This is a genomic window from Vibrio sp. V38_P2S17PM301 (genome assembly GCF_009904845.1).
Taxonomy (GTDB): Bacteria; Pseudomonadota; Gammaproteobacteria; order Enterobacterales; family Vibrionaceae; genus Vibrio; species Vibrio proteolyticus.
In genome coordinates this window covers 1-24,073 of the sequence record NZ_WXWO01000023.1, presented here as the reverse complement: position 1 = coordinate 24,073, position 24,073 = coordinate 1, and the positions used below count along the sequence as shown (strand labels likewise).

General features: G+C 52.0%; 25 protein-coding genes and 1 riboswitch. Of the genes, 18 read left to right on the top strand and 7 right to left on the bottom strand.

Annotation, left to right across the window (positions count from 1 at the left end; all coding sequences use genetic code 11):
* Positions 1 to 60 precede the first annotated feature (60 nt).
* On the top strand, positions 61 to 645 hold the full coding sequence (locus CAG64_RS04725) for a YhgN family NAAT transporter (protein ID WP_161457825.1): 585 nt from the start codon (positions 61 to 63) through the stop codon (positions 643 to 645).
* Positions 646 to 710: 65 nt separating this feature from the next.
* Here CAG64_RS04725 and CAG64_RS04720 read toward each other — a convergent pair whose 3' ends face one another.
* A complete protein-coding gene (locus CAG64_RS04720; protein ID WP_021707155.1) occupies positions 711 to 977 on the bottom strand; it encodes a DUF1145 domain-containing protein in 267 nt (88 codons plus the stop codon).
* Positions 974 to 1,573, bottom strand: a complete 600-nt coding sequence (gene rsmD, locus CAG64_RS04715; protein WP_161457814.1) for a 16S rRNA (guanine(966)-N(2))-methyltransferase RsmD — start codon at positions 1,571 to 1,573, stop codon at positions 974 to 976. Before rsmD ends, CAG64_RS04720 begins: the two co-directional genes overlap by 4 nt.
* A gap of 216 nt (positions 1,574 to 1,789) precedes the next feature.
* Here rsmD and ftsY point away from each other — a divergent pair, with 216 nt between their 5' ends.
* The 6 genes from ftsY (at position 1,790) to glpG (ending at position 7,279) form a co-directional block, all read left to right on the top strand.
* The gene (ftsY, locus tag CAG64_RS04710; RefSeq protein WP_161457813.1) at positions 1,790 to 2,992 is read left to right on the top strand and encodes a signal recognition particle-docking protein FtsY; all 1,203 of its coding nucleotides are present in this window, start codon (positions 1,790 to 1,792) and stop codon (positions 2,990 to 2,992) included.
* A 64-nt stretch (positions 2,993 to 3,056) separates the two neighbouring features.
* The gene (gene ftsE / locus CAG64_RS04705; protein ID WP_021707158.1) at positions 3,057 to 3,731 is read left to right on the top strand and encodes a cell division ATP-binding protein FtsE; all 675 of its coding nucleotides are present in this window, start codon (positions 3,057 to 3,059) and stop codon (positions 3,729 to 3,731) included.
* On the top strand, positions 3,721 to 4,686 hold the full coding sequence (ftsX, locus tag CAG64_RS04700) for a permease-like cell division protein FtsX (RefSeq protein ID WP_161457812.1): 966 nt from the start codon (positions 3,721 to 3,723) through the stop codon (positions 4,684 to 4,686). The genes ftsE and ftsX overlap by 11 nt, the downstream gene beginning before the upstream one ends.
* 169 nt (positions 4,687 to 4,855) lie before the next feature.
* On the top strand, positions 4,856 to 5,713 hold the full coding sequence (gene rpoH / locus CAG64_RS04695; protein WP_021707160.1) for an RNA polymerase sigma factor RpoH: 858 nt from the start codon (positions 4,856 to 4,858) through the stop codon (positions 5,711 to 5,713).
* Positions 5,714 to 6,116: 403 nt separating this feature from the next.
* Positions 6,117 to 6,437: a thiosulfate sulfurtransferase GlpE gene (gene glpE / locus CAG64_RS04690; RefSeq protein ID WP_021707161.1), complete on the top strand. Its 321-nt coding sequence runs from the start codon at positions 6,117 to 6,119 to the stop codon at positions 6,435 to 6,437.
* An 8-nt stretch (positions 6,438 to 6,445) separates the two neighbouring features.
* Positions 6,446 to 7,279: a rhomboid family intramembrane serine protease GlpG gene (gene glpG, locus CAG64_RS04685; protein WP_161457811.1), complete on the top strand. Its 834-nt coding sequence runs from the start codon at positions 6,446 to 6,448 to the stop codon at positions 7,277 to 7,279.
* A 36-nt stretch (positions 7,280 to 7,315) separates the two neighbouring features.
* Here the strand turns inward: glpG and CAG64_RS04680 are convergent, their stop codons facing one another.
* Positions 7,316 to 7,723 carry a flagellar basal body-associated protein FliL gene (locus CAG64_RS04680; protein ID WP_021707163.1) on the bottom strand — a complete coding sequence of 136 codons (408 nt, stop codon included), beginning with the start codon at positions 7,721 to 7,723 and terminating at the stop codon, positions 7,316 to 7,318.
* Between the two features lie 157 nt (positions 7,724 to 7,880).
* Here CAG64_RS04680 and CAG64_RS04675 point away from each other — a divergent pair, with 157 nt between their 5' ends.
* Positions 7,881 to 8,420, top strand: coding sequence for a chorismate lyase (locus tag CAG64_RS04675; RefSeq protein ID WP_021707164.1), 540 nt, complete (start codon positions 7,881 to 7,883; stop codon positions 8,418 to 8,420).
* Positions 8,421 to 9,275, top strand: coding sequence for a 4-hydroxybenzoate octaprenyltransferase (gene ubiA, locus CAG64_RS04670; protein ID WP_021707165.1), 855 nt, complete (start codon positions 8,421 to 8,423; stop codon positions 9,273 to 9,275).
* A 45-nt stretch (positions 9,276 to 9,320) separates the two neighbouring features.
* Here ubiA and plsB read toward each other — a convergent pair whose 3' ends face one another.
* Positions 9,321 to 11,744: a glycerol-3-phosphate 1-O-acyltransferase PlsB gene (plsB, locus tag CAG64_RS04665; protein ID WP_161457810.1), complete on the bottom strand. Its 2,424-nt coding sequence runs from the start codon at positions 11,742 to 11,744 to the stop codon at positions 9,321 to 9,323.
* A gap of 208 nt (positions 11,745 to 11,952) precedes the next feature.
* Between plsB and CAG64_RS04660 the strand changes: the two genes are divergently transcribed.
* The 4 genes from CAG64_RS04660 (at position 11,953) to dinF (ending at position 15,365) form a co-directional block, all read left to right on the top strand.
* Positions 11,953 to 12,315, top strand: coding sequence for a diacylglycerol kinase (locus CAG64_RS04660; protein ID WP_161454378.1), 363 nt, complete (start codon positions 11,953 to 11,955; stop codon positions 12,313 to 12,315).
* A 153-nt stretch (positions 12,316 to 12,468) separates the two neighbouring features.
* Positions 12,469 to 13,086, top strand: a complete 618-nt coding sequence (gene lexA, locus CAG64_RS04655; RefSeq protein ID WP_161454377.1) for a transcriptional repressor LexA — start codon at positions 12,469 to 12,471, stop codon at positions 13,084 to 13,086.
* A gap of 89 nt (positions 13,087 to 13,175) precedes the next feature.
* Positions 13,176 to 13,988 (top strand): class I SAM-dependent methyltransferase, encoded by an 813-nt coding sequence (locus CAG64_RS04650; RefSeq protein WP_021707169.1) that lies wholly within the window; start codon positions 13,176 to 13,178, stop codon positions 13,986 to 13,988.
* Between the two features lie 57 nt (positions 13,989 to 14,045).
* On the top strand, positions 14,046 to 15,365 hold the full coding sequence (gene dinF / locus CAG64_RS04645; protein ID WP_202599439.1) for an MATE family efflux transporter DinF: 1,320 nt from the start codon (positions 14,046 to 14,048) through the stop codon (positions 15,363 to 15,365).
* A gap of 36 nt (positions 15,366 to 15,401) precedes the next feature.
* On the opposite strand, the gene sthA is transcribed toward dinF, so the two are convergent.
* Entirely contained in the window at positions 15,402 to 16,802 is a 1,401-nt protein-coding gene (sthA, locus tag CAG64_RS04640) for a Si-specific NAD(P)(+) transhydrogenase (RefSeq protein ID WP_161454375.1), read from the bottom strand.
* Between the two features lie 283 nt (positions 16,803 to 17,085).
* On the opposite strand from sthA, the gene fabR reads away from it, so the two are divergent.
* Positions 17,086 to 17,727: an HTH-type transcriptional repressor FabR gene (fabR, locus tag CAG64_RS04635; protein WP_161457809.1), complete on the top strand. Its 642-nt coding sequence runs from the start codon at positions 17,086 to 17,088 to the stop codon at positions 17,725 to 17,727.
* The gene (locus CAG64_RS04630; protein ID WP_161454374.1) at positions 17,727 to 18,098 is read left to right on the top strand and encodes a YijD family membrane protein; all 372 of its coding nucleotides are present in this window, start codon (positions 17,727 to 17,729) and stop codon (positions 18,096 to 18,098) included. The genes fabR and CAG64_RS04630 overlap by 1 nt, the downstream gene beginning before the upstream one ends.
* Before the next feature lie 57 nt (positions 18,099 to 18,155).
* Here CAG64_RS04630 and trmA read toward each other — a convergent pair whose 3' ends face one another.
* Positions 18,156 to 19,262: a tRNA (uridine(54)-C5)-methyltransferase TrmA gene (trmA, locus tag CAG64_RS04625; protein WP_161457808.1), complete on the bottom strand. Its 1,107-nt coding sequence runs from the start codon at positions 19,260 to 19,262 to the stop codon at positions 18,156 to 18,158.
* Positions 19,263 to 19,414: 152 nt separating this feature from the next.
* A riboswitch (cobalamin riboswitch) is annotated at positions 19,415 to 19,618 on the top strand.
* Between the two features lie 45 nt (positions 19,619 to 19,663).
* Here trmA and btuB point away from each other — a divergent pair.
* From btuB to murI, 3 genes are read left to right on the top strand one after another with little or no spacing between them, the layout of a single operon-like run.
* Positions 19,664 to 21,502: a TonB-dependent vitamin B12 receptor gene (gene btuB / locus CAG64_RS04620; RefSeq protein ID WP_161457807.1), complete on the top strand. Its 1,839-nt coding sequence runs from the start codon at positions 19,664 to 19,666 to the stop codon at positions 21,500 to 21,502.
* Between the two features lie 42 nt (positions 21,503 to 21,544).
* Positions 21,545 to 22,231 (top strand): adenine nucleotide alpha hydrolase, encoded by a 687-nt coding sequence (locus CAG64_RS04615; RefSeq protein ID WP_161457806.1) that lies wholly within the window; start codon positions 21,545 to 21,547, stop codon positions 22,229 to 22,231.
* A 30-nt stretch (positions 22,232 to 22,261) separates the two neighbouring features.
* The gene (gene murI, locus CAG64_RS04610) at positions 22,262 to 23,062 is read left to right on the top strand and encodes a glutamate racemase (protein WP_443084069.1); all 801 of its coding nucleotides are present in this window, start codon (positions 22,262 to 22,264) and stop codon (positions 23,060 to 23,062) included.
* Here murI and CAG64_RS04605 read toward each other — a convergent pair.
* Positions 23,025 to 23,480, bottom strand: coding sequence for an RNA recognition motif domain-containing protein (locus CAG64_RS04605; RefSeq protein WP_021707205.1), 456 nt, complete (start codon positions 23,478 to 23,480; stop codon positions 23,025 to 23,027). The two genes, murI and CAG64_RS04605, sit on opposite strands and share 38 nt — an antisense overlap.
* Between the last annotated feature and the right edge of the window lie 593 nt (positions 23,481 to 24,073).

Sequence of the window (24,073 nt, the reverse complement as noted above, 5' to 3'; positions counted from 1 at the left end):
CGAAATCAACAAGGAGTGCTGATATACTGCGCAACCTGTTGTTTTGTGAGATTTGTTGATATGGATATTCTTTCCGCCGCGACCATGTTGTTTCTCATTATGGATCCGCTCGGCAATCTGCCCGTTGTGCTGTCGATACTCAAGCACCTGGACCCGAAACGGCGACGTAAGGTCCTGATCCGTGAGTTATGCTTTGCCCTTATCATTCTGCTGTTGTTCCTTTTCGCCGGCAAAAGTATTCTCAGTTTCCTGCACGTGCAACCCGAAACGCTGAGCATCTCCGGCGGGATTATTCTGTTCATTATTGCCATTAAAATGATTTTCCCCAGTGTCGGCAGTATTACCGGCCTCGCGGCGGGAGAAGAACCCTTCATCGTGCCGATGGCCATCCCGATGATTGCCGGGCCGTCAGTGATTGCCGCGCTGTTGCTGCTGTCGACGCAGCATCCGGATAAGCTGTTGCAGTTGTCTGGTGCGGTGCTCCTGGCCTGGGGGGCGACCTTCTTTATTCTGATGTTCTACAGCTTCTTCCACCGGGTGCTCGGTGAACGAGGGCTGAAGGCGGTTGAGCGTTTGATGGGACTGTTGTTGGTCATGATTTCAACCCAGATGTTCCTCGATGGCGTCAAAGGGTATCTTGCGTAGCGCCTATCGTGACAGAGAAAACCAAAACGCCGCTCAGGGAGCGGCGTTTTTTGATTGTTGGCGACTCATGACATGTGCTTGCGGCGAATGTCCAGCAGAGCAAAAATGCCAAACACCAGAATCGACCATTTTTCCCAGCGCGACATGGAGATCTTGTCACCGAAAGCGCCGACAAAGATAAGCATTTGCAGGCCGTGCATCAGGAACAGAAAGGCGGTCATGATGTACAAAGCAATCGCCGCTTTGCCCGGAAACGGGGTGACAATGTTCAACAGCAGAACCAGCCACACAAACAGAATCGCCCCTTTGGCGAGATAAATCAGCGCTTTCATTGAGATGTCCTTTCGAATAATCGGTAACTGACCTGACCGGCGGTTTTTTCCCGGTGCAGGTGCCAGTGAGCCGGAATGCCTTCCAGCTGCAACTCTTTTTCGGTTTCAATATAAATCACCGCGTCGTCTGCAAGCCAGCCATTTTTTTCCAGCAGCTCAATCGCTTGCGTCAGCAGCCCCTGACGAAAAGGCGGATCAAGAAACACCACGTGGTATGGGGTGCCCGGCTGGCTCAGGTAGGCTAGTGCATCGCTGTTGATGGCTTCCAGATTGGCGGCCTTGAGCGCGGCGATATTGGTCTGCAACTGACGAAATGCGGTCGGGTTGAGCTCAATCAGCGTCACCTGTTCGGCTTGTCGGGACGCGGCTTCAAAGCCCAGTCCGCCAGAGCCGGCAAACAGATCCAGACAACGCGCTCGCGGCACTTCCTGAGCCAGCCAGTTAAACACTGTTTCCTTGACCCGGTCTGTGGTCGGGCGCAGCCCTTCGGCATCGTGCACCGGCAATTTACGTCCGCGCCATACGCCGCTGATGATGCGCACAACGCCCGCAGAAGGCTGTTTTTGTGATGGGTTTTGCTGGCGACGTCTTACCATAGATTTTTTGACCGCTAATTAAGTGATACTATATCCAGACGCCCAAGTAAAAACTGGCTTGGATACAGTTTTGAATGTTGAAGATGACAAAGTTTACCAATCAAATCGAATGAATTGGATCGTTTTCATGACTTTGTCGGTTTTCTTTTTTCTGTCGCGGAGATCCTCGGCAGAAAAAGAGTCACAGTGAATTAGAAGAATCTAGGATAGCCCCTGATGACGGAAAAAAAGAAGCGCGGATTACTCTCCTGGCTGGGTTTTGGTGATGAGGACCAGGCCAAGCCCAACGACGAAGCTGCAAAAGAAACTCAACCTGTGGCTGAGGAGTCGGACGCGGAGCAGGAGTCGTCAACGCTTGCAGACGCGCCAGCGTCACAAGAGCATGCTGCAGAACCAGAACCAGAACCAGAACCAGAACCAGAACCAGAACCAGAACCAGAACCAGAACCAGAACCAGAACCAGAACCGGCCCGGGTTGCGGAGCAGGAAAAGCCGACCGAAAGCTTTTTTGCCCGCCTGAAACGCAGTCTGGCTCGCACCAAAGCCAATATCGGTGCCGGTTTCTTTGGCCTGTTTAAAGGCAAACAAATCGATGACGATCTGTTCGAAGAGCTGGAAGAACAGCTGCTGATGGCGGATGTTGGCATGGATACCACGCTGAAAATTATCGAGAATCTGACTGAGAAAGCGTCGCGTCAGGAACTCAAAAGTGGCGAAGCCTTGTATGGCCTGCTGAAAGAAGAGATGGCCGCCATCCTCAGCCAGGTTGAGCAGCCACTAGAGGTAGACAGCAGTAAGACGCCGTACGTGATTTTGATGGTTGGTGTTAACGGGGTGGGGAAAACCACCACCATAGGTAAGCTGGCGAAGCAATTTCAGGCGCAGGACAAAAAAGTCATGCTGGCAGCTGGTGATACCTTCCGTGCGGCGGCGGTGGAGCAGTTGCAGGTCTGGGGTGAGCGCAACAATGTGCCTGTGATAGCCCAGCACACCGGAGCCGACAGTGCGTCGGTGATCTATGACGCGATCGAAGCGGCCAAAGCACGCGGCGTCGATGTGGTGATCGCGGATACGGCCGGCCGCCTGCAGAACAAAGCCAACTTGATGGAAGAGCTGCGTAAAATCGTGCGGGTGATGAAGAAGATTGATGACTCGGCGCCGCATGAAATTATGCTGACGCTGGATGCGGGAACCGGCCAGAACGCGATCAGTCAGGCGAAATTGTTCAGTGACGTGGCTCCGCTGACCGGGATCACGTTAACCAAGCTGGACGGCACGGCCAAAGGCGGGGTGATCTTTGCGATTGCCGACCAGTTCAGCATACCAATTCGTTACATTGGTGTCGGTGAAGGCATCGATGATTTGCGTCCGTTTGAGACACAAGAGTTTATTGACGCCCTGTTCAGCCGGGAAGAATAACGAAACCCTTTGCAGGCGCTCATTTCGATGGGCGCCTGACGTTTGTAAGTATGAGGATTGACGGGTGATTAAATTTCAACAAGTCAGTAAGGCTTATCGCGGTGGACGCCAGGCGCTTCAGAAAGTCGACTTTCATCTGCGCCGCGGCGAAATGGCGTTTCTAGGTGGTCATTCTGGCGCGGGGAAAAGTACGCTGCTGAAACTAATCTGCGCCATTGAGCGTCCTACCGATGGCAAAATCAGTTTTAACGACCATGACATTACACGGATTCCAAGCAAAGACATTCCGTTTCTACGGCGGAATATCGGCATCGTGTTTCAGGATCACCGTCTGTTGATGGACCGCTCGGTCTTTGACAATGTCGCGTTGCCGATGCGGATTGAGTCGATTTCAGAAAATGAGATCAAACGCCGCGTCTCCGCTGCGCTGGACAAAACCGGTTTGCTCGATAAAGCCCGCTGTCTGCCAAGCCAGTTGTCGGGCGGGGAACAGCAACGGGTCGGGATCGCCCGGGCGGTGGTCAACCGACCGACCTTACTGTTGGCGGATGAGCCGACCGGCAACCTGGATCCGGAACTGTCGACCCGGGTATTGCACCTGTTTGAAGAGTTTAACCGCGCGGGAGTGAGCATTTTGTTGGCCACCCACGATGTCGGGTTGGTCAATCAGCGTCCTCAGTACCGTCATTTTGAGTTAAATCAGGGTTTCTTAAGTGAGGTAGAAGGCTATGGCCAGTAAAGCGCGGCAACAGACCAAGTCGACCCGGGTACAGGTCAAGCCAAAAACGGATGGCTTTTTTGCGATTCACGTCAAACAGGCGCGCGCAGCGTTTAGCGCTTTGTGGCAGCGGCCGCTGGGGAACATTCTGACTCTGGCTGTGATCTCGATGGCATTGGCACTGCCCGCTTGTCTGTATCTGCTGGGGAAAAACGTCGCTGAGGTGGCCAGTACCGTCGCGAGTCCGGCGCAGGTGAGTGCCTACTTACAGGAAGGCACGCCGGAAGCACGTATCATGGTGCTCAAAGACGAGCTGGAAAGCGACGCGGATATCGATCATGTCGAATACATTTCCTCTCAGCAAGGTTTGGCGGATCTCAGTCAGTACTCCGGGTTTGAGAAAGCCATCAGCCTACTGGATGACTACGCCTTACCGGGGATATTGATTGTCACGCCGAGCGTGGAAGACAAGGCTGCGATTCAAGCCATTGCGCGTAATTTGAGTGCAGAGCAGGATATCTCCGACGTGCGACTGGACGAAGACTGGCTGACTCGCCTGGACGCCATGCGCAATCTGGTGGGTGTGATAGTGATCGTGCTTTCTACACTGATGCTGATATCGGTGTTTCTGATCGTTGGAAATACACTACGCTTTAACGTGCTGGCGAATAAAGATGAGATCCAGACCATGAAACTCATCGGCGCCACCGATCGCTACATCTTGCGTCCATACCTTTACTCCGGCATGTGGTTTGGTCTGCTTGGGGCGCTCTCAGCGTGGATTCTGACGGCGTTGCTGACCATTATCCTCAACAGTCATGTCGAAGCGCTGGCCAAGTTGTATGACAGCCAGTTTCGTCTGATCGGACTGAGTTGGGACGAATCGCTGCTGCTATTGATGTTAGGCACCTTCCTTGGCTGTCTGGCGGCGCGTGTGTCGGCGAAACGTCATTTGAAAGAAATTGAACCTGTGTAAATTGCGCTGGTCATAATATTGAAAAAAGTATACGGTGGCGTATACTTTTGGTCTTGTATCCATGAGAGCTTTGTGCATAATTACTGTGCCCTGCTTGAATCCTGTTCACTTTTGGTTCAGGATTGATGGGTTATAACTTACTCCAGATCAGAGATTGATGAGGAATTGAATGGCAGAACAAGCGTATCCAATGGCTTTAGTGACACAAGACAGCCTCGACAGCTATATTCGCTCGGTGAACAGTTACCCGATGCTGACAGCCGACGAGGAGCGTGAACTGGCTGAGAGATTGCATTACAAAGGTGAGATTGAGGCGGCAAAAAGCCTGATCTTGTCACACCTGAGATTTGTTGTTCATGTTGCTCGTGGCTATTCTGGCTACGGTCTGCCAATGGCGGATCTGGTGCAGGAAGGCAATATCGGCCTGATGAAAGCCGTCAAACGCTTTAACCCGGAAGTCGGGGTGCGTCTGGTGTCCTTTGCCGTACACTGGATTAAAGCGGAGATCCACGAATATGTACTGCGCAACTGGCGTATTGTGAAAATCGCCACAACCAAGGCGCAGCGCAAACTGTTTTTCAACCTGCGTAAATCCAAGAAACGTCTCGGTTGGTTCAACAACGGTGAAATCGAAACGGTCGCTCGCGAACTGGGTGTCGAGCCGTCCGAAGTGCGTGAGATGGAATCACGACTTGCGGCACAGGATGCGACCTTCGAAATGTCGAACGATGATGACGACGGTCATTCCTCTTACACGGCGCCAATGTTGTATCTGGAAGACAAGTCGTCCGACGTGGCGGAAAATCTGGAAGCGGCGAACTGGGAAGCACACACCAATAATCGTCTTAGCCTGGCGCTGGCCAGCCTGGACGACCGCAGTCAGCACATTGTGCGCTCTCGCTGGCTGGATGATCAGAAATCCACTTTGCAGGAACTGGCCGAAGAGTACGGCGTATCGGCGGAGCGCATCCGCCAGTTGGAAAAGAACGCAATGAAAAAGCTCAAACTGGCGGTGGGTGAGTTTTAACCCCGCACGATGTGAGCACTACCAGTTAGCAAAAACCGGGATCGAAAGATCCCGGTTTTTTTGTATCTGAATACATAACAGGATCCAAAAGTGACATCGATGCCTGTGCATAACTCTGTGAGGAATTTATTTGCCAGTTGTCAGCAAGCAGGGTGAATAAAGGCCTGATAGGGTAAATTATGATGGGGATAGTTTCTGTTTTACCCACATCTAAATCAGGATCATCACTATATGTTGTGGATCAATTTCTTTCCAGATACTTTATCAACGTAATTCACAGTGTTATCCACATCTGGTGGTAAAGTGCTCAGAGGTGGATAACCTTATTCCGACTCGGTACTTGTGCTCCACTGAATAGGTTACAATGGCGCCAGTTCAATCTACGAGAAGAAAAGAGAAAGTCATGGACCAGTTTCAACACATTGATGTCACCGCCGCCCAGGCTCTGCTCGAGCAAGGCGAAGCGCATATGGTCGATATCCGCGATCCGCAATCTTTTGCGCTGGCGCACGCCACATCCGCCTTTCACCTGACCAACGATACCATTGTTGACTTCATGAACTCGGTGGAGTTTGATCAGCCGGTGATGGTGATGTGCTATCACGGCATCAGCAGTCAGGGAGCGGCGCAATATTTAGTGAATCAGGGCTTTGAACAGGTATATAGTGTAGACGGTGGCTTTGAAGCCTGGCAGCGCGCTAACCTTCCCATAGACAGTAAGTAGGACACCTCATGATTAAACTGATCACCTTGAATAATCCCCGAATGGCACAAGCTTTTATCGATTACATGGCCTCGCGTCAGATCGATATTCGGATGATGCCGGAAGGGCGTGATCAGTTTGCGTTGTGGCTGAGTGATGTCAGCCATCAGATTGAGGCGGAAGCGGAGCTAAAACAGTTTCTGACCAATCCGGCCGCTCGCAAATACCAGGAAGCGTCTTGGACCATGGCTGAAAGCCGCCAGTCTCAGTTTCATTATCAGTCGCCTGGGATGATGGCGATGCTTAAAGCCAAAGCGGGGCCGCTGACGCTGAGCGTGATGGCCTTGTGTGGGGTTATCTTTGTACTCAGTGTACTCGGAATGGGCAACGCGGTGTTTGCGGCACTGCACTTTCCGGCAACGGCGGATCAGCAGTGGCAGTTATGGCGCTGGATCACTCACGCGGTGTTGCACTTTTCTGCGCTGCACATCATTTTCAACTTATTGTGGTGGTGGCAGTTCGGTGGCGATATTGAGCAGCGCCTCGGCTCGGCTCGGTTGTTGAAAGTGTTCCTGGTGTCGGCAGCGCTGTCGGGGGCCGGACAGTTCTGGGTCGAAGGCGCCAACTTCGGCGGTCTGTCTGGGGTGGTGTATGCGCTGGCTGGCTATATCTGGGTGCTGAGTGAGCGAGCGCCAGCCGCCGGATTACAGATGCCTCGTCCTCTGATCGGTTTCTTGCTGGTGTGGCTGGTGCTGGGGTTTGTTCAGCCGTTTATGGCGATCGCCAACACCGCGCATCTGGTCGGCTTACTGTCAGGAATCGGTCTGGGCCTGATGGATGCGGGACGCTACCGACAGCAATAAAATAGCGGCGTAGAGCCGCTTTTTATGTGTGGAGGCTTACTGGTAAAGGTATTTGGTGAACAGCAAATCGGCAATGATGGTCCGGCCGGTTTCCGGCAGCAGAATGCTATTGAGTTCTTGAACCAGCGTTTTACGCAAGTCTTCTCGCCCGGCCAGTGACTTGATGGTGTCTTCGCTCTGCTTGCCGAGCAGCTCAATCACCGCGTCGCGGATCAGCGGTTGATGCAGTTCGACGATCGGCAGATCCTTCGCACTGGCGACCATGATGTCGATACGCACCTGAATGTAACCAAGCTGTTTACCCTGCGTATAAAAATTGGTGGTCAGATCCGGCTCCAGAGTAAAGTAGGCCAGCTTGGGTTCGGCCTCTTCCTGCGCCACGACCGGTGCGGTCAGCAGGATGCTTAGTGCGATGATAATTTGGCCCAGATAACGTTTGAACATATTTCTCACTTGTGTTTCTTCTAATCACGATACTCGAATCGTCTGAGTCTTGTTACAATAGAGCATCTTTTTGTAATGAAAAATCGAACCTGGTGGGAATATGACCAGGCATCGGAGCTTTATTGTACGACGATAAAGCGACTTATTGAATAGCGGTATGAATCAATTAATTTCGTCCTATCTGACGGCCTTACGTCAGGTACAGTGGCAATCACCTGATGAATTTGTTTTCCCCTCTGAGCTGGCCCGGCGCTGGTTGTCGGAGCAGGGCTCGCTGTCTCGCCTGTTGGAAACATACTGTCAGCAGCTCAGCGTTGAGCTGCTGCACAACCGGGTGGTGAAAGCACAGCGCCTCGATTCGCAGGAGATCGATCTGCTCGCGGATGAAGATTGTCTGCTGCGCAAAGTGATCTTAAACGGCGATCAGACGCCTTGGGTGTTGGGGCGAACCTTGATCCCACAATCTTCGCTCCTCGACCAGCAACATGATCTGAGTCGTCAGGGGGAGATCCCACTTGGTCTGACGGTGTTCAGTACCGGGAGCGCGCAACGCGATGCGCTGCAAATGGGCTGGGCCCGTACCGCGCACGGCGAGTTTCTGGCTCGTCGTTCACGACTGTGGATGAACCACAAACCAATGTTGGTGGCAGAGCTGTTTCTGCCCACTTGCCCGATTTACTCTAAGGAGAGCGTCTGAATGACCTTAGCGAAAGCCCACGCGTACTGGCGACTGATGCGTATGGACCGGCCAATAGGTTCGCTGCTGTTGATGTGGCCAACCATGTGGGCGCTGATCCTGGCGGCGCAGGGGATGCCCGATGCGCGCATCTTAGTGGTGTTTGTACTGGGGGTTTTTTTGATGCGTTCGGCCGGTTGTGTGATCAATGATTTTGCTGACCGGAAGGTTGATGGTCATGTGAAGCGTACTCGTCAACGGCCGTTGCCGGCTGGCCTGGTCAGCTCGAAAGAAGCGATTGGTCTATTTGTGTTGCTGGCCGTGGCGTCGTTTGCGCTGGTACTGAGCATGAATACGCTGACCATTCAGCTGTCGTTTGTCGGTCTTTTTCTGGCGTTCATTTACCCGTTCATGAAACGCTACACCCACCTGCCGCAGCTGTTTCTTGGTCTGGCGTTCAGTTGGTCGATTCCGATGGCCTGGGCGGCGCAGGCTAATGACCTGCCGTGGATGGTGTGGTTTGTTTTTGCGATCAACGCATTATGGACAGTCGCGTACGACACCCAGTACGCCATGGTGGATCGTGATGATGACCTGAAAATTGGCATTAAATCGACCGCGATTCTGTTTGGCCGTCTGGACAAAATGATCATTGGTCTGTTGCAACTGGCCACACTGGCGATGTTGATCGTACTGGGGGGCTGGTATCAGCTGGGCGCCAGCTATTACTGGAGCCTATTGGTGGCCGGTGCTCTGTTTGTATTTCAGCAACACTTGATTCGCCGCCGCGAGCGTGACCCGTGTTTTCAGGCGTTTCTCAACAACAACTACGTCGGCATGGCGGTGACGGTGGGCCTGTTGGTGGCCTTCTGGTAAATCTCTAGCAAGAATAAAAAAGGCACCTGACGGTGCCTTTTCTGTTTATCCGAGCTGATAAATGCTCTCTTTGATGGTCAGCTTCACTTCCGGATAGAGCATTGAGTAAAGCAGTTGCGACAGGGCTTTGGTTTTCTGGGTGTCGCATTCACAGTCATTGTTCAGGTAAGCCTGCTGTTTGAGGGTACTGAACAGAGTCGAGAAGACCCCTTTATCGAAAAACTCCGGCGCATTGATGCCATGCAGACGACCCAGCCGCTGGGCGATGTCCTGACTTTTCTGCTCCAGATCGGCTTTGCCCAGTTCTGGATTGGCAACCAGCAGATTGAGGGTGATCGCATAACGTTGCAGCGTTTCCAGGATCGTACGTCCCAGCATCATCAGGATCTGAATGTTGGCCTGATCTATCGACACCAGATCTTCTTCGACACTCAGCAGGTTCTGGCGGGACAGTTCGTTGATGTAGGCATCCACCATGTCGGCCAGTCGGTCTTGTCCAATGCTCAGGAACAGCTCCTGTTTCAGGAAGGGGTACAGCGCGGCCACGTTAGCGTGGATCTGGCGACGGCTCAGTTTCTGGTGGCGGATCATCATCTGAGCGATCAACGACGGCAGCGCCAGCAGATGGATAATGTTGTTGCGGTAGTAAGTCATCAGAATTGACTGACTGCGGTCGAGTGAGATGATGTCACCCATCGCATCGGACTCGGTCACAAATTTATCCAGTGATTCGGCGTGTGCAACCAGGGCCTTGGCATCCTGTTCTGGCACGGTGTACGTCTCGGAGTAAGGCACGTTGCGCAGCAGCGCCAGATAACTTTCGATCTGGGTTTCCAGGCTGTCGCGCGACAGCGCCCGCTGACGTGAAGCGAGCAGCGCGGTGGCACACAGAGTCAGCGCATTGGTGGCCGCTGCATCGTTAATGTGCGTCATCATCTTGCTGGCCAATTGATTCACCACCGGGGTCAACCATTGTGGCTTGCTGCCTCCCATCGGATCGATGTCCTGTGTCCATTCCGGCGCGTGCTCATTCAGGTACTGATTGAGCGGGATCGGTTCACCGAAGTTGACATATCCCTGGCCGAAATTGCGCAGTTTACGCAAGGTTTTCAGCACCAGGCCGGCGTTCTCTTTCTCTTTGCGTTTCCCGCGCAGCTCTTTGGCGTAGGTGCTGACTTCCATTACGTGCTCGTAACCAATGTACACCGGGACCAGAGTCACCGGACGGTTGAGCCCACGCAGCATGGCCTGAATGGTCATCGCCAGCATACCGGTTTTGGCCGGCAGCAGACGACCTGTTCGCGAGCGGCCGCCTTCACTGAAGTACTCAACCGAATACCCTTTGGCAAATAGTTCGGCCAGGTATTCACGGAAAATGGTGGAGTAAAGCTTGTTGCCTTTGAAGCTACGGCGGATAAAAAACGCCCCGCCACGGCGGAAAATCGGTCCGGCTGGGAAGAAATTAAGGTTAATGCCTGCGGCGATATGGGGAGGAACCATGCCTTCGTGATACAACACGTACGACAGCAACAGATAGTCCATATGGCTGCGGTGGCAAGGCACATAAACGATCTCATGTCCGTCCTGAGCCAGACGGCGCACCGTCGACGCGTTGTTGATGTTCAGCCCTTGATAGATGCGATTCCACAACCAGCTCAGGATGCGATCGCCATTTTTGATCAGCGAATAGGAGAAATCGGCGGCGATCTCGTCCATGATGTCCTGCGCTTCTTTACGGGCTTTGTCTATCGAGATGTTTTTCGCTTTGGCTTCGTCTGCGATGGCTTTTTCTATCGCCGCGGATTTCATCAGGCGGCGGAACAGCGCCTGACGGTTGGGCAGATCCGGTCCGGATGCCGCCAGCTTTTGACGGGAGAAATGGATGCGTGCCACGCGAGCCAGTTTGTGGGCGATGGAAGCATCGGTGCCGTGCGCGTCGGCCATGTAGCGAATCGACACCACCGGGCTGAAACGCACCATACAGTCGCGGCCAGATAGCAACACCGCTTTGGCTTTCTGTGGGCCGTTCAGGGCCTGCAGATAAGGGCGACTGCTCTCTTCTTTACCCGGTTTGCGTCCCCACAACACGGTAGCGGGAATGATTTGCACATCCAGTTCAGAGTCCTGCTGATGCTGTTCAAGCAGATCGGAAAATAGCGCGATCGACTCACTGGGGGCATCGTAGTCGTTTTTCATCAGCGTCGGACGGGATGAGGTGAATACGTAGCGGGTGAAGCTCTTACCGTTGATGGTCAGCGGTTGCAGTGGATCCGGCAGGCCGAGATCAATCGCGTGTTTTTGCAGTGTCAGCAGGTCAACCGCCGAGCGAAAAGGTAGTGCATAAACAATAGGCTTGGTAATATCAATGCCGTGATCTTCGATAGGATTCGAAGGGATCGCCGTTCCCTTGACTAAAACTGACATCGGCAGTTTCAGCAGAGAACGAGAAATAGCGTGTCCGGAAGACATAAAGGTCCTTAGCCTCAATAGATCAACTGTGCATAAGCGCATATCCAGTACATCATGAGTATGAATCACGATTGGAAAGACGCCCAAGCATTCATTTTTTGAGCCGCAAGGATACCAGAACTGGTCGAACCTTTTAATGGATATTGACTACGAAAACGTCAAAATTGCGCCAAATCATTCAGCCGAATTATTTTTGAGAGAACAAACAGTGACCCAGAAAGCCCCGCAAGGTTTCAAACGTCTGGTTAATGCAACCAAGTATTCCTATCAAGGTATTAAAGCCGCGTTTAAAAATGAAGCGGCATTTCGAGAAGAAGTGCTGCTCAGTGTGATCATGATACCTACGGCGCTGCTGCTGGATGTGACCGGGGTGGAGCGCGTTCTGCTGATCGGAACCGTATTGCTGGTGATGGTGGTGGAACTGTTGAACAGCGCGGTGGAGGCGGTGGTGGATCGCATTGGGTCGGAGCACCATGAACTGGCCGGTCGCGCCAAAGACATGGGTTCCGCAGCTGTGCTGATAACGATGTTGATCACCGGTTACACCTGGTTGCAGATAATCTTTTTTTAAGCCTTGATGCAGCGAGAGCTACAGGTAGGATCATTCGACGGCAGCATAATACGCTGCCGTTATTGAAAAGAGCGAAAAAACAACCAATTGGCTTTTCATTTCACCAATTACTGGATATACTCACAGTTAACTGTATAAACAGACAGGTGACTTATGAAGCCGTTAACGCCCCGCCAACAACAAGTATTCGATCTGATTAAGAGCAAGATCGATGAAACCGGAATGCCGCCGACCCGTGCTGAAATTGCACGTGAACTGGGGTTCCGTTCCGCGAACGCTGCTGAAGAGCACCTTAAAGCGTTGGCGCGTAAAAATGCGATAGAAATTATTCCTGGAGCCTCGCGTGGTATCCGCATCCTGCTTGAAACGGCGAACGACGACCAAGGTCTGCCGTTAATTGGCCAGGTGGCCGCGGGCTCTCCGATCCTGGCGCAGGAGCACGTGGAAGCTCACTACCAGGTTGACCCGGCCATGTTTAAGCCTCAGGCAGACTTTCTGCTGCGCGTTCACGGCGAAAGTATGAAAGACATCGGGATTATGGACGGCGACCTGCTCGCGGTACACAAAACGCAGGACGTGCGAGATGGTCAGGTGGTCGTGGCGCGTGTGGATGATGACGTGACGGTTAAGCGCCTTGAACGTAAAGGGTCGACCGTACTGCTGCATGCCGAGAACCAGGAATTTGAGCCGATTAAAGTTGATCTGACCGCCCAACACCTGTCGATCGAAGGCCTCGCGGTCGGTATCATCCGCAATACTGACTGGATGTGATCTACATTGTTGAGATTCGTTCTCAATAACTTGTCAGATTAAATGATATTCATTATCATCTTCCTTAGTGCATGATGAGGAAGATGATAATGCCCCCTTCAAGTAAAGCATCGCAACATCGTTATCAGATCCCCGTTAATCTGGTCCAGCCGTTGTGGCTTCGTAGCCGCGAGAGTCTGGTCGATAACGGTTTGGTCTACGATCCGATCGCTGCCACGGCGTGTCAGCGGTGTCAGCTCGCCCCGGAATGTCTGTCGGGTGATATCAATCAGAAACAACTCTTGCACGTAACCCTGACGCACTTGTGTGATCTGCAGGTTCAGCGTTTTTTGGAACGTCATCCTGATGGCTGGATCGTGAATGTGGGTGCCGGTTTGGATACCCGGTTTTATCGCGTCGACAATGGTCGTTGTCACTGGATAGAACTTGATGTGACCGAACACCTGTTGTGGCGGCAGAAGCTGTTTCACGCCAGTGAACGTTATCTGCATCGCAATGGCAGCGTGCTGGATCTTAGCTGGTTGGAAACTTTGCCAGTCCCAGAGCAGGCGCCGGTACTGATCGTGTGCGAACATGCGCTGTTGGATGGCAATGAACCTGTAGTGGCAAAATTCATCCAGGCGCTCGGTTGCCATTTTGACACCGCCACCGCCTGCCTGGTTCTGGCTGGTGATCTGGCATCGAAATCACTGGGGCAGAAAATGGGATCGGGTCAGTACGCACACGGTTATCAGGACGCGGCGGCGGCGGTGATGAATTGTCTGCCGTGGGCGAAATGGGTCAAAACTTTCTCACCGCTGGATGGGCAGTGTGGTCGCTGGAAGCTGTGGCAGCGCTGGTTGCGTCGTTTTCCGTCATTGAAACAACGATTAACGCCTGTGGTGGTTCAGCTTCGTTGGTGATCCGGTTACACTTTGTGCTCCTCTTGTGAGACGAGTGTAAGCGTGCAGATTTTTCAGATGTTATCCAACCGGGCAATGCACAAACAAGTGCTGTTGCTCGCCATTCCGATGGTGTTGTCCAATATTACCGTCCCGCTGCTGGGTCTGGTCGATGCGGCGGTGATTGGCCACCTCGAACACGCCTGGTATTTAGGCGGTGTGGCGCTTGGCAGTACCATGATCAGTGTCACCTTCTGGCTGCTGGGCTTTTTGCGCATGTCCACCACCGGCCTCACAGCCCAGTCCTATGGGGCTGATGATAAACACAAACTGGCCCTGGTGCTGATCCAGGGACTCCTGATGGCGCTGGCGTTCGCGCTGCTGTTTTTGCTGCTGCACACTCAGCTGTCTGAGTGGGTGTTTGCCTTTAGTGACGCCAGTCGAGAGGTCAAACATTACGGTCAGCAGTATTTCGCTATTCGGGCCTGGAGTGCGCCGGCGGCACTGGCCAACTTTGTGCTGCTGGGTTGGTTGCTCGGCACGCAAAATGCTCGCGCGCCGATGTGGATGGTGATCATCACCAACGCCACCAACATTGCATTGGACGTGCTATTTGTGATTGGTCTGGGCTGGAAAGTGGAAGGCGCGGCGCTGGCGTCGGTGCTGGCAGATTACTCAGGCATGCTGTTTGGCCTATGGTGTGTTTGGCGTACCTGGCACACGCGTCAGCTACCTTCCCCACGAGGGCTAGTGGGGCAGTCTATGCAGGGGATCGGCCGGTTTGTGCGCTTGAACCGCGACATCTTTTTACGTTCTTTGTGTTTGCAGGCGACTTTCAGTTTTATGACCTTTCAGGGCGCCAGCTTTGGTGATGAAGTGGTGGCCGCCAATGCCGTACTCATGAGTTTCCTGATGATGATCTCGTATGGCATGGATGGCTTTGCTTATGCGATGGAAGCTCTGGTGGGGAAAGCGGTCGGCGCACGCGATCGCGGTGAGCTGAATGAATCGCTGGTCGGCACCAGCTTCTGGAGCCTGATCATTTGCTTGCTTCTGACGCTGTTGTTTGGTTTGGCGGGATCACAAATGATCGGTTTGATCACCGACATCGCTTCGGTTCATCAGCAGGCGCTGATCTATTTGCCCTGGCTGGTCGCCATGCCACTGGTGGCCATGTGGTGCTTTTTGCTGGATGGGGTCTTTATCGGTGCGACCAAAGGGCGTGAGATGCGCAACAGTATGTTTGTCGCGACTTGTGTCTTTTTCGTGGTGTTCTACGCCTGGTCGGGGTGGGGCAACCACGCGTTGTGGTTCGCCATGTTGAGTTTCATGGCGGTGCGGGGCATTACGTTGGCGCTGCTGCTGGGGCAGCAATGGCGCCGAGACGTGTTTCTGTAAAGCCAAAAACCGCAGCCAGGGCTGCGGTTTTTTTGATTAGAACAATCGGTTCAGGCCGTTGAGAGCTGCCACTCGGTAGGCTTCAGCCATGGTTGGGTAGTTGAACGTCGTGTTGACGAAATATTCGATGGTATTCGCTTCGCCTTTCTGCTCCATAATCGCCTGACCGATGTGGATGATTTCCGCTGCACGTTCACCAAAGCAGTGAATGCCGAGGATCTCTTTGGTCTCGCGGTGGAAGAGGATTTTCAGGCTGCCCACATCCTTGCCGGAAATTTGCGCCCGCGCCAGGTGTTTGAAGGAGGACCGGCCAACTTCGTAGGGGATTTTTGCTGCCGTCAGCTCTTGCTCGGTTTTACCCACGGAGCTGATTTCCGGGATGGTGTAGATCCCGGTCGGAATGTCCTCAATCAGGTGCCCTTGAGCCTGACCCTGTGTGATTGCCTGAGCCACGAAGCGGCCCTGATCGTAAGCGGCACTGGCCAGGCTTGGGTAACCAATCACATCACCGACCGCGTAAACATGCTCAACTGGCGTCTGATAGTTGCTGTTGACCTTGAGCTGGCCGCGTGAGTCAGCTTCCAGACCGACTGCGTCCAGATTCAGTTTGTCGGTGTTACCCGTGCGCCCGTTGGCGTACAGCAGGCAGTCGGCTTTCATCTTTTTGCCCGACTGAAGATGGACGATGACGCCGTCTTCGGTGCCTTCGATGCGTGAGTACGTTTCATCGTTGCGGATCACTACGCCGTTATTCCAGAAGTGGTACGACAGAGCGTCGGACACTTCATTGTCCAGAAACGACAGCAAACGGTCACGGGTGTTGATCAGGTCGGTTTTGACCCCCAGGCCACGGAAGATCGAAGCGTATTCACAGCCGATCACCCCGGCACCGTAAATGATGATATGGCGCGGATCGTGTTTGAGGCTCAGGATAGAGTCACTGTCGTAAACCCGTTCATGATTGAAGTCGACATTGTCTGGCTGGTACGGGCGTGAGCCAGTGGCAATCACAAATTTATCTGCCGTGTAGTGTTCAATCGTAGCGTCGGACTTGGTTACGGCCACAGTGTGGGCATCGATGAACTGCGCGGTACCGAACAACAGTGTGCACTGGTTACGATCGTAAAAGCCCTGGCGCAAACGCGTTTGTTTGTCGATGACGGTTTTCGCATGGCCTAAGATACTGGAGAAGGTCGAATGAAGGCTGGTGTTGTTATTGCAAAACAGAGGGTTGTTGTTGAACTCGATGATGCGGCTGACCGCGTGGCGAAGCGCTTTGGACGGGATGGTCCCCCAGTGGGTACAACCGCCACCAACACTGCTCTCTTTTTCAATAATGGCAACGTTGAGCCCCGCTTTGGTTAATCCCATTGCTGCCCCTTCACCGCCGGGGCCACTGCCAATTACGATTACATCAAAGTGGTTGGTCTGTGCCATAGTTTAATCCTTGTTATAGTGTCGTAACATTGCTGTAGCGAGATTTTAACTGATTCCGTGGTCTGGTAAATGAGAGCCACATCATAGAGTCGAAGGGATCACGCCGTGGCAATGAAAATACATGTATCGCATGCGACAGCTCTCCAAATCGCCGTCAGTCAATTGAAACAGAGCGTTAACAGAGTGTACCTTGCTCGCGCGATGGCGGCTATCATGGGGTTATGCATCTCGGTGTTTCGCGTTATATTAACCCTCTCACCGAGAAACCGAGAAGTACGAAAATATGAAGTCCATGGGAATCCGAGCTCAGCAGAAAGAAAAAACGCGTCGTTCACTGATCGATGCGGCATTCAGCCAGCTCAGTACCGAGCGCAGCTTTTCCAATCTGAGTCTGCGGGAAGTGGCCCGGGAGGCGGGTATCGCCCCAACCTCTTTTTATCGCCATTTCAAGGATATGGATGAGCTTGGTCTGACTATGGTCGACGAAGGCGGGTTGCTTTTGCGTCAGTTGATGCGACAAGCACGTCAACGGATTGTCAAAGAAGGCAGTGTGATACGGACTTCGGTGGAAACCTTTATGGAGTTTATCGAGAGCAGCCCGAACGTGTTTCGCTTATTGTTGCGTGAGCGGTCCGGCACCTCGTTTGAATTCCGCGCGGCGGTGGCCCGAGAGATTCAGCATTTCGTTGCTGAGCTCACGGAGTACCTTATCAGCACCGGTATGAGCAGGGACGAAGCGTTCACACAAGCTGAAGCGTCCGTCACTATGGTGTTCAGTTCCGGAGCTGAAGCATTGGATTTGGACAGACGTTCACGCGAAGAACTGGCTGAACGTCTGATCATGCAATTGCGAATGATTGCCAAAGGGGCATTCTGGTATCGCAAAGAACGTGAACGTAACCGATTAAAAGGCGGGATAGATTAATGTCGAATGAAAATAACCCAGTAAATCGTGGTTCAGAGCGCAAGACGCTGGTTCTGGCTCTGGTCGCGGGTATGTGTGGCGATGCGTTGTTGTCCTGGCTGACAATGAGCGATGTTGCTTTTTCTATTTTTCCGGTGATTGCCTTGGTGCTGTCGGTTCAGGCTCTGTATCAGGAGTACCTGCGTAACCCGGTATCTGAAGATATTCCGTTGGTCGGGCTGGCGTGTTTCTTTGTTGGCGCCTTTGGTCACTCGGCGTTTGTCAAAGCACAGTATCCAGATGCCGGTTCCAACTTCTTCTCGATTGTCGTGGTGCTGTTGTTGATGTTGTGGATCGGCAACAAAATGGGCTTTATTGGCCGCAAAGATTAAGCGCCTCCTCATCCAAACCAAAAAACGAGCCGAAATGGCTCGTTTTTTTATGTGCGACTATTTCCGCTCTAGCAGTACACCCGCTTCCATGTGGTGGGTGTAAGGGAATTGGTCAAACAGCGCAAAACGCGTCACCTTGTGGGTTTCGCTCAGAATTTCCAGATTCTCTTTCAGGGTTTCTGGGTTACATGAAATGTACATGATGCGCTCGTAACCTTGCACCATTTTACAGGTGTCTACATCCATACCTGCGCGCGGTGGGTCGACAAAAATCGTATTGCAGTTGTAGCTCTTGAGATCGACGCCATTGTCTTTGAGACGACGGAATTCACGTTTACCCTCCATGGCTTCCGTAAATTCTTCTGCCGACATACGGATGATTTGTACGTTGTCTATCTCATTCGCTGCAATGTTGTACTGTGCTGACTCGACCGAAGGTTTTGCCAACTCGGTTGCCAGTACACGGTCAAAGTTCTGTGCCAGGGCTAAAGAGAAGTTGCCGTTACCGCAGTATAGCTCCAGCAGATCACCAGTGCTGTCTTGAGTGCAGTCCAGCGCCCATTCCAGCATTTTTTCGGCAACTTTGCCGTTGGGCTGCGTAAAGCTGTTTTCCACCTGCTGGTAGACGTAGGACTGTCCGTGCACGTCGAGCTTTTCGATCACATAGTCCCGGTCAAGGACGATCTTCATTTTACGGGCGCGGCCAATCAGGTTGAGGTTGAAGCCTTCATCGTTCAGACGCTGTTTCAATGCTTTGGCATGTTGGGTCCACTCGTCATCCAGTTGGCGGTGATACAGCAGCGATACCAGAATTTCACCACTTAGTGTGGAGAGAAAATCCACCTGAAACAGTTTACGGCGCAGTGAATCGTTGTCTTTGAGTGCGTCAACCAACAGCGGCATTAGATCGTTGATCAGGCGACTGGCCGCCGGAAACTGATCAACACGGTATTTCTCGCGTGTCTCCTGATTGAACATGATGTAGTAGAGATCATCCCCTTCATGCCACACGCGAAATTCGGCGCGCATGCGGTAGTGCTGCTCTGGAGATTCAAACACTTCCAGCTCTGGCACATTGAACTGGGCGAACATGTGTGTCAGACGCTCGGTTTTTTCGGCCAACTGCTGCTGGTAGCGTTGTGGATTTACATCGAGAGAAGCCATGAAGTTACCTTTTCGGGTGCATTAAAATAAAGAGCGCAGATTTTATTCAATCCACATCTGATGTCCAGTGCCGTTGATGAATTGCTGTCTATACTGGCTGTAAAACTATAGGTTATGCCAATCTTTAACTAGACAAACTATCAATAGCTTAATAGTATCATCGCCAGGCTGGTGCCATTTAGCGGTATAGATGGCTGAAAAGGGAATCTGGTGCGAATCCAGAACTGACGCGCAGCGGTAAAAGAGAACGAACCTCCATAGGACACTGTTTTTGTGGCGAAAACGGGAAGTCGGAGTAGTAGGTGGTGAAAGCCTAGCTCTTGAGTCCGAAGACCTGCCAGCGGCCTGGTCGGCATAGGAATGCCGGCCGGGTAGGATTTACGCGACTTAGGATGACAATAATGAACAAATCTTTTCTGGCGGTGACAGTGGCATCGCTGCTTACGCACGCCTCTATTTCCGTTGCTCAGGAAACCGCTTCTCACACTGACACGCTGGTCGTGACAGCCAACCGTTTTGAGCAAAATTCCCAGTCTTTGACCGCTCAGGTTGAAGTCGTCACCCGACAAGACATTGAGCGCATTCAGGCCAAATCCCTGACCGATGTGTTTCGTCGTCTGACAGGTATCCAGATTTCGCAAAATGGCGGACGAGGCCAGAACGCGTCGATTTTCGTCCGTGGCGCCAATTCCGATCAGGTGTTGGTGCTGATCGATGGTATTCGTTTTGCCCGTGCGGCGAAAGGCAGCATTGATTTCAGCCAGTTGCCGATCAACTTTGTCGAGCGGATCGAATATGTGCGCGGTGCGCGCGCGTCGGTTTACGGCTCGGAAGCCATTGGTGGGGTGATCAACATCATCACGCTGGCGAATTCGAAAGCCAACCAGAGCACCAAAGTTGCAGCGGGCTTGGGCAGCCTGGATTATCAGGAGCTGTCCGCGACCACGGGTGTGCAGGTCGGAGAAAATGGCCACCTGAATGCTGCGCTCGGTTACGACAGTGACAAGGGCTACAATGTCCATCCGATAGCCGGACTTAATGATGGCGATCGCCATGGCTTTAAGTCGCGTAATGGTCTGGTGGGGTACTCTCATCAACTGACACCTGAATGGAAAGCGTTCGCCAATCTGCGTGCGTTTGACAATGTTTCTCAGTATGACGGGTCATACATTTATCAGTCATTTTCATCTTACGATCGCAAAGAGGCTGAGGTTGACAATATCGCTGCCGCGGCGGGGGTAGAGTTTCAGCGTGCGGCCTTGGCCTCGCAGCTGTCATTTAACTGGCAGAATCAGGAAGAATGGAATTACAGCAAAGCAAGCGGTAAAAATGGTGTCGGTAGTACCCGTGATGAAATGGAGCAGTTTAATCTGCAATGGAACGCTCAGTATCAGTTAACCGAAGCATTGACGCTGGCGGGAGGGATCGACTGGCGTGATGAATCACTGGATGAAAAGTCGAACCATAGACAACATCAGCGTGATAACTGGGCGTATTACGGCGTGCTGGCGGCTGATTTCGATCGACTGTTTGGTGAAGTGTCTGCCCGTCTCGACGATAACGAACAGTTTGGTAGTGAATCTACTTATAACCTGGGCGCTGGTTATCATTTTGCCGACTTTCTCACGGTCAAAGCGTCTTACGGTACTTCATTCAAAGCCCCGAACCTGTACCAATTGTACAGTTTCTACGGTGATGACAATCTGGACCCGGAGTCAGCCAAGTCGGCTGAACTGACGTTCAGTGGTCTGGTGTCTGGCGTGTTTTGGTCGGTGACTGGATACGATACGCGTATTGACGATCTGATCGAATATAATTTTGTGACCTCAAAATACTACAACATCGATGGGAAAAGTAAGCTACGCGGGGTCGAACTGGTGACTGAGTTTGATACCGGCATCGTTTCGCATCAGTTGAGCGCAGACTTTAAAGACCCGGAAAACAGTCAGGGAGAACAACTGCTGCGTCGTGCTAAAAAAGTCTTCAAATATAACGCGACTGCGAGCTTTGAGGATGTTGATGTGTCACTGGGCTATCAGTATGTGGGTACACGCCCAGATTACGATAACGTAGAATTGGATGCCTACAATCTGTTTGATCTGTCGGCCAACTATTTTGTTACCGAACATCTGACTTTAAATGCGCGAGTCGACAACCTGTTTGACGAAGACTACGAGACAGCGGCAGGCTACCCATCGCCTGAGCGCGCGTATTATCTGAACGCCAGTTACGAGTTCTGATTGAAAGCCGCCCAAGGGCGGCTTTTTCTATGAGGAAACAACATGACAAAAAACGTGATCGTCAGTTGGTCGAGTGGCAAGGATTCGGCGCTGACACTGGAAAGGTTGCTTGAAGACCCGGCCTATCAGGTCGTCGGACTGTATACCACTTACGTTGCTGAAGAAGTGCCGTTTCAGGCCACCCCGCTGGATGTGCTGGTTCAGCAGGCTGCGTTAACCGGACTGCCTTTGCTTAAAATCGCTTTGCCGACCGTTTTTCCATCTAATGACGTGTATCAGTCGACGATCGTCACCGCACTCAAACAAAGTGGGTGGGCGATTGATGCTGTGGCCTTTGGTGATATGTTCTGTAACGGAATAGAGCAGTACCGGCGCAGTTACATTGAACCGGCTGGCTGGGAGTGTGTGTTTCCGTTGTTGGGGCAGGACAGTCGAGATCTGGCGCAAGAAATCCTCCAACGTGGTATTCGTACCATATTGGTGACCATCGACGGAGAGGCCTTACCCACCGAATTGTGCGGGCGCTGGTATAACCATGAGTTGTTAGCGCAGTTGCCTGCGGGGGTTGATCCGTGTGGCGAAAACGGCGAGTTTCATACTTTGGTCACCGAAGCACCGTGTTTCTCTGGCCAATTGCAACTGACTAAGTTGCAGGTAGAGCGGGGGCCACGCTTTTCTTACCAAAGATACACAGTACGCCAATTGCCAAAATCCAAAGAGCGAGTATGATCTCCCCATCTTTATTTGTGGAATCGCCGTGTGGTGCAGCAAGAAAAACAAACCGTATTGATTTTTGACTCCGGCGTGGGTGGATTGTCTGTGTATCAGGAGATCCGCGATCTGCTGCCGCAGCTCAACTACATCTACATCTTCGATAACGAAGCGTACCCCTATGGCGAACTGTCGCAAGATGTACTGATCCGACGGGTACACAATGGCATTACTCGGTTTGTGGCGCAGCATCCGGTCGATATTGTGGTGATCGCCTGTAATACTGCCAGTACTATCGTATTGCCTTCCTTGCGCGCGCAATTGACCGTGCCAGTGGTTGGCGTGGTGCCGGCAATTAAGCCAGCGTCGTCACTGGCCAATAAGGCCGTCGGTCTGATCGCGACTCCAGCAACAGTGACACGTGAGTACACTCGCGATTTGATCCGTAACTTTTCTAACAACAAAACCGTCGAGTTGCTTGGCTCGACCCGCTTGGTTGATATGGCGGAAGAAAAGCTGCGTGGTCAGCCTGTTGATCTTCAGGAGTTGGCGGAGATTCTTGCACCGTTAAAAAGCCATGTGGATGTTGCGGTGCTGGGATGCACGCATTTTCCACTGCTGCGCCAGGAAATTGAGCAAGTACTGGGGCAGGAGGTGATGCTGGTGGATTCCGGGAAAGCCATCGCTCGCCGGGTCAAAGAATTGTTGCGCCTGGAAAGTGGTCAGGCAGACCACCGGACACATCAGATATTCAGCAGTGCACTTCCTTGGCAAGAAAGTGCACTGAATATAACGTTACACGAACTGGGCTTTACTCCTGTTCAGCGTTTTCCGATTCTGGATGTTTAGGGTCATTGGCAATCCGCACCTTTAACGTGCGCTGCATATAGTCCTGCTCATTCAGAGCCTGGATGGCGCCTTCAGCATCCGCTGCCGCCATCACGACAAAACCAAATCCTCTCCTTTTTCCGGTACGTTTGTCTTTCATCAGGCGTACCGCGAACACTTCGCCATGTTTGGCAAACAGCTCGCGGACATGTGACTCGTTCGCTTTATAAGGCAGGTTGCCAACATACAGCGTTTTAGTCAGTGGGTTGGTGTTATCGGTTACAGATTCAGTATTGGTGTTCAAAAGTTTAAGAACAAAAGCGCAGGAGAGAACACCAATAACGAAGGTGAGTGCAGGAGAGAGAGATACCTGCGAGAAGACGATGCCACCCAGTACGGCCAGAGCGACAATCAATAAGGTCGATTTATTAGAGTTCATACTGAATTACTACATATATAAGTAAGAAAATAGGGATAACTATCGTTTACAAAATAGTCACACAGATCTTACGTATATGCTTGAGGTTTTTCCAACCGATTGATGTGATGCGCCTCAAATGTTGAAATTTTATTCGATATTCAGTGATTTGACCGTATTTTGAGCGAACAAAAAGAAATTTCAAAAAAACGCTTGTGATCCTTTGGTGTCTCCCTATAATGCCGCCTCACCGACACGGAGTGAGACGAAAGTCACACAGCGAGTCGGAAACGAGAGAAAAAGAAATTTGAAAAAATGCTTGACTCTCTCACGGTGCGGAGTAAGATACGCACCCCTAACGACGAGCAACTAAGTTGCTGAGTAAGTTAGAAAAGCTCTTTAAAAATAAGAACCTATCAATCTGTGTGGGCACTCGTTGATGATAATCCAATTAGAAACTTCGGTTTCAAATTCGATTTCAATGAACTGAGTGACCAATCGAGATTAAGTTTACTTAGTCTTGGCACAGTCAATTCATTATCGTTCTGTTGGAACGATAATAGCTTTAAAATTACGTTTGTAGTTTTGAAGTCAGTATTCATTGAGTCAAAAAA

What these genes read in the sequence shown, in the direction of transcription:
- CAG64_RS04725 (WP_161457825.1), top strand. Translation starts at nt 61, where the DNA reads ATGGATATTCTTTCCGCCGCGACCATGTTGTTTCTCATTATGGATCCG.
- CAG64_RS04720 (WP_021707155.1), bottom strand. Translation starts at nt 977, where the DNA reads ATGAAAGCGCTGATTTATCTCGCCAAAGGGGCGATTCTGTTTGTGTGG.
- rsmD (WP_161457814.1), bottom strand. Translation starts at nt 1,573, where the DNA reads ATGGTAAGACGTCGCCAGCAAAACCCATCACAAAAACAGCCTTCTGCG.
- ftsY (WP_161457813.1), top strand. Translation starts at nt 1,790, where the DNA reads ATGACGGAAAAAAAGAAGCGCGGATTACTCTCCTGGCTGGGTTTTGGT.
- ftsX (WP_161457812.1), top strand. Translation starts at nt 3,721, where the DNA reads ATGGCCAGTAAAGCGCGGCAACAGACCAAGTCGACCCGGGTACAGGTC.
- rpoH (WP_021707160.1), top strand. Translation starts at nt 4,856, where the DNA reads ATGGCAGAACAAGCGTATCCAATGGCTTTAGTGACACAAGACAGCCTC.
- glpE (WP_021707161.1), top strand. Translation starts at nt 6,117, where the DNA reads ATGGACCAGTTTCAACACATTGATGTCACCGCCGCCCAGGCTCTGCTC.
- glpG (WP_161457811.1), top strand. Translation starts at nt 6,446, where the DNA reads ATGATTAAACTGATCACCTTGAATAATCCCCGAATGGCACAAGCTTTT.
- CAG64_RS04680 (WP_021707163.1), bottom strand. Translation starts at nt 7,723, where the DNA reads ATGTTCAAACGTTATCTGGGCCAAATTATCATCGCACTAAGCATCCTG.
- CAG64_RS04675 (WP_021707164.1), top strand. Translation starts at nt 7,881, where the DNA reads ATGAATCAATTAATTTCGTCCTATCTGACGGCCTTACGTCAGGTACAG.
- ubiA (WP_021707165.1), top strand. Translation starts at nt 8,421, where the DNA reads ATGACCTTAGCGAAAGCCCACGCGTACTGGCGACTGATGCGTATGGAC.
- plsB (WP_161457810.1), bottom strand. Translation starts at nt 11,744, where the DNA reads ATGTCTTCCGGACACGCTATTTCTCGTTCTCTGCTGAAACTGCCGATG.
- lexA (WP_161454377.1), top strand. Translation starts at nt 12,469, where the DNA reads ATGAAGCCGTTAACGCCCCGCCAACAACAAGTATTCGATCTGATTAAG.
- CAG64_RS04650 (WP_021707169.1), top strand. Translation starts at nt 13,176, where the DNA reads ATGCCCCCTTCAAGTAAAGCATCGCAACATCGTTATCAGATCCCCGTT.
- dinF (WP_202599439.1), top strand. Translation starts at nt 14,046, where the DNA reads ATGTTATCCAACCGGGCAATGCACAAACAAGTGCTGTTGCTCGCCATT.
- sthA (WP_161454375.1), bottom strand. Translation starts at nt 16,802, where the DNA reads ATGGCACAGACCAACCACTTTGATGTAATCGTAATTGGCAGTGGCCCC.
- fabR (WP_161457809.1), top strand. Translation starts at nt 17,086, where the DNA reads ATGAAGTCCATGGGAATCCGAGCTCAGCAGAAAGAAAAAACGCGTCGT.
- CAG64_RS04630 (WP_161454374.1), top strand. Translation starts at nt 17,727, where the DNA reads ATGTCGAATGAAAATAACCCAGTAAATCGTGGTTCAGAGCGCAAGACG.
- trmA (WP_161457808.1), bottom strand. Translation starts at nt 19,262, where the DNA reads ATGGCTTCTCTCGATGTAAATCCACAACGCTACCAGCAGCAGTTGGCC.
- btuB (WP_161457807.1), top strand. Translation starts at nt 19,664, where the DNA reads ATGAACAAATCTTTTCTGGCGGTGACAGTGGCATCGCTGCTTACGCAC.
- CAG64_RS04615 (WP_161457806.1), top strand. Translation starts at nt 21,545, where the DNA reads ATGACAAAAAACGTGATCGTCAGTTGGTCGAGTGGCAAGGATTCGGCG.
- CAG64_RS04605 (WP_021707205.1), bottom strand. Translation starts at nt 23,480, where the DNA reads ATGAACTCTAATAAATCGACCTTATTGATTGTCGCTCTGGCCGTACTG.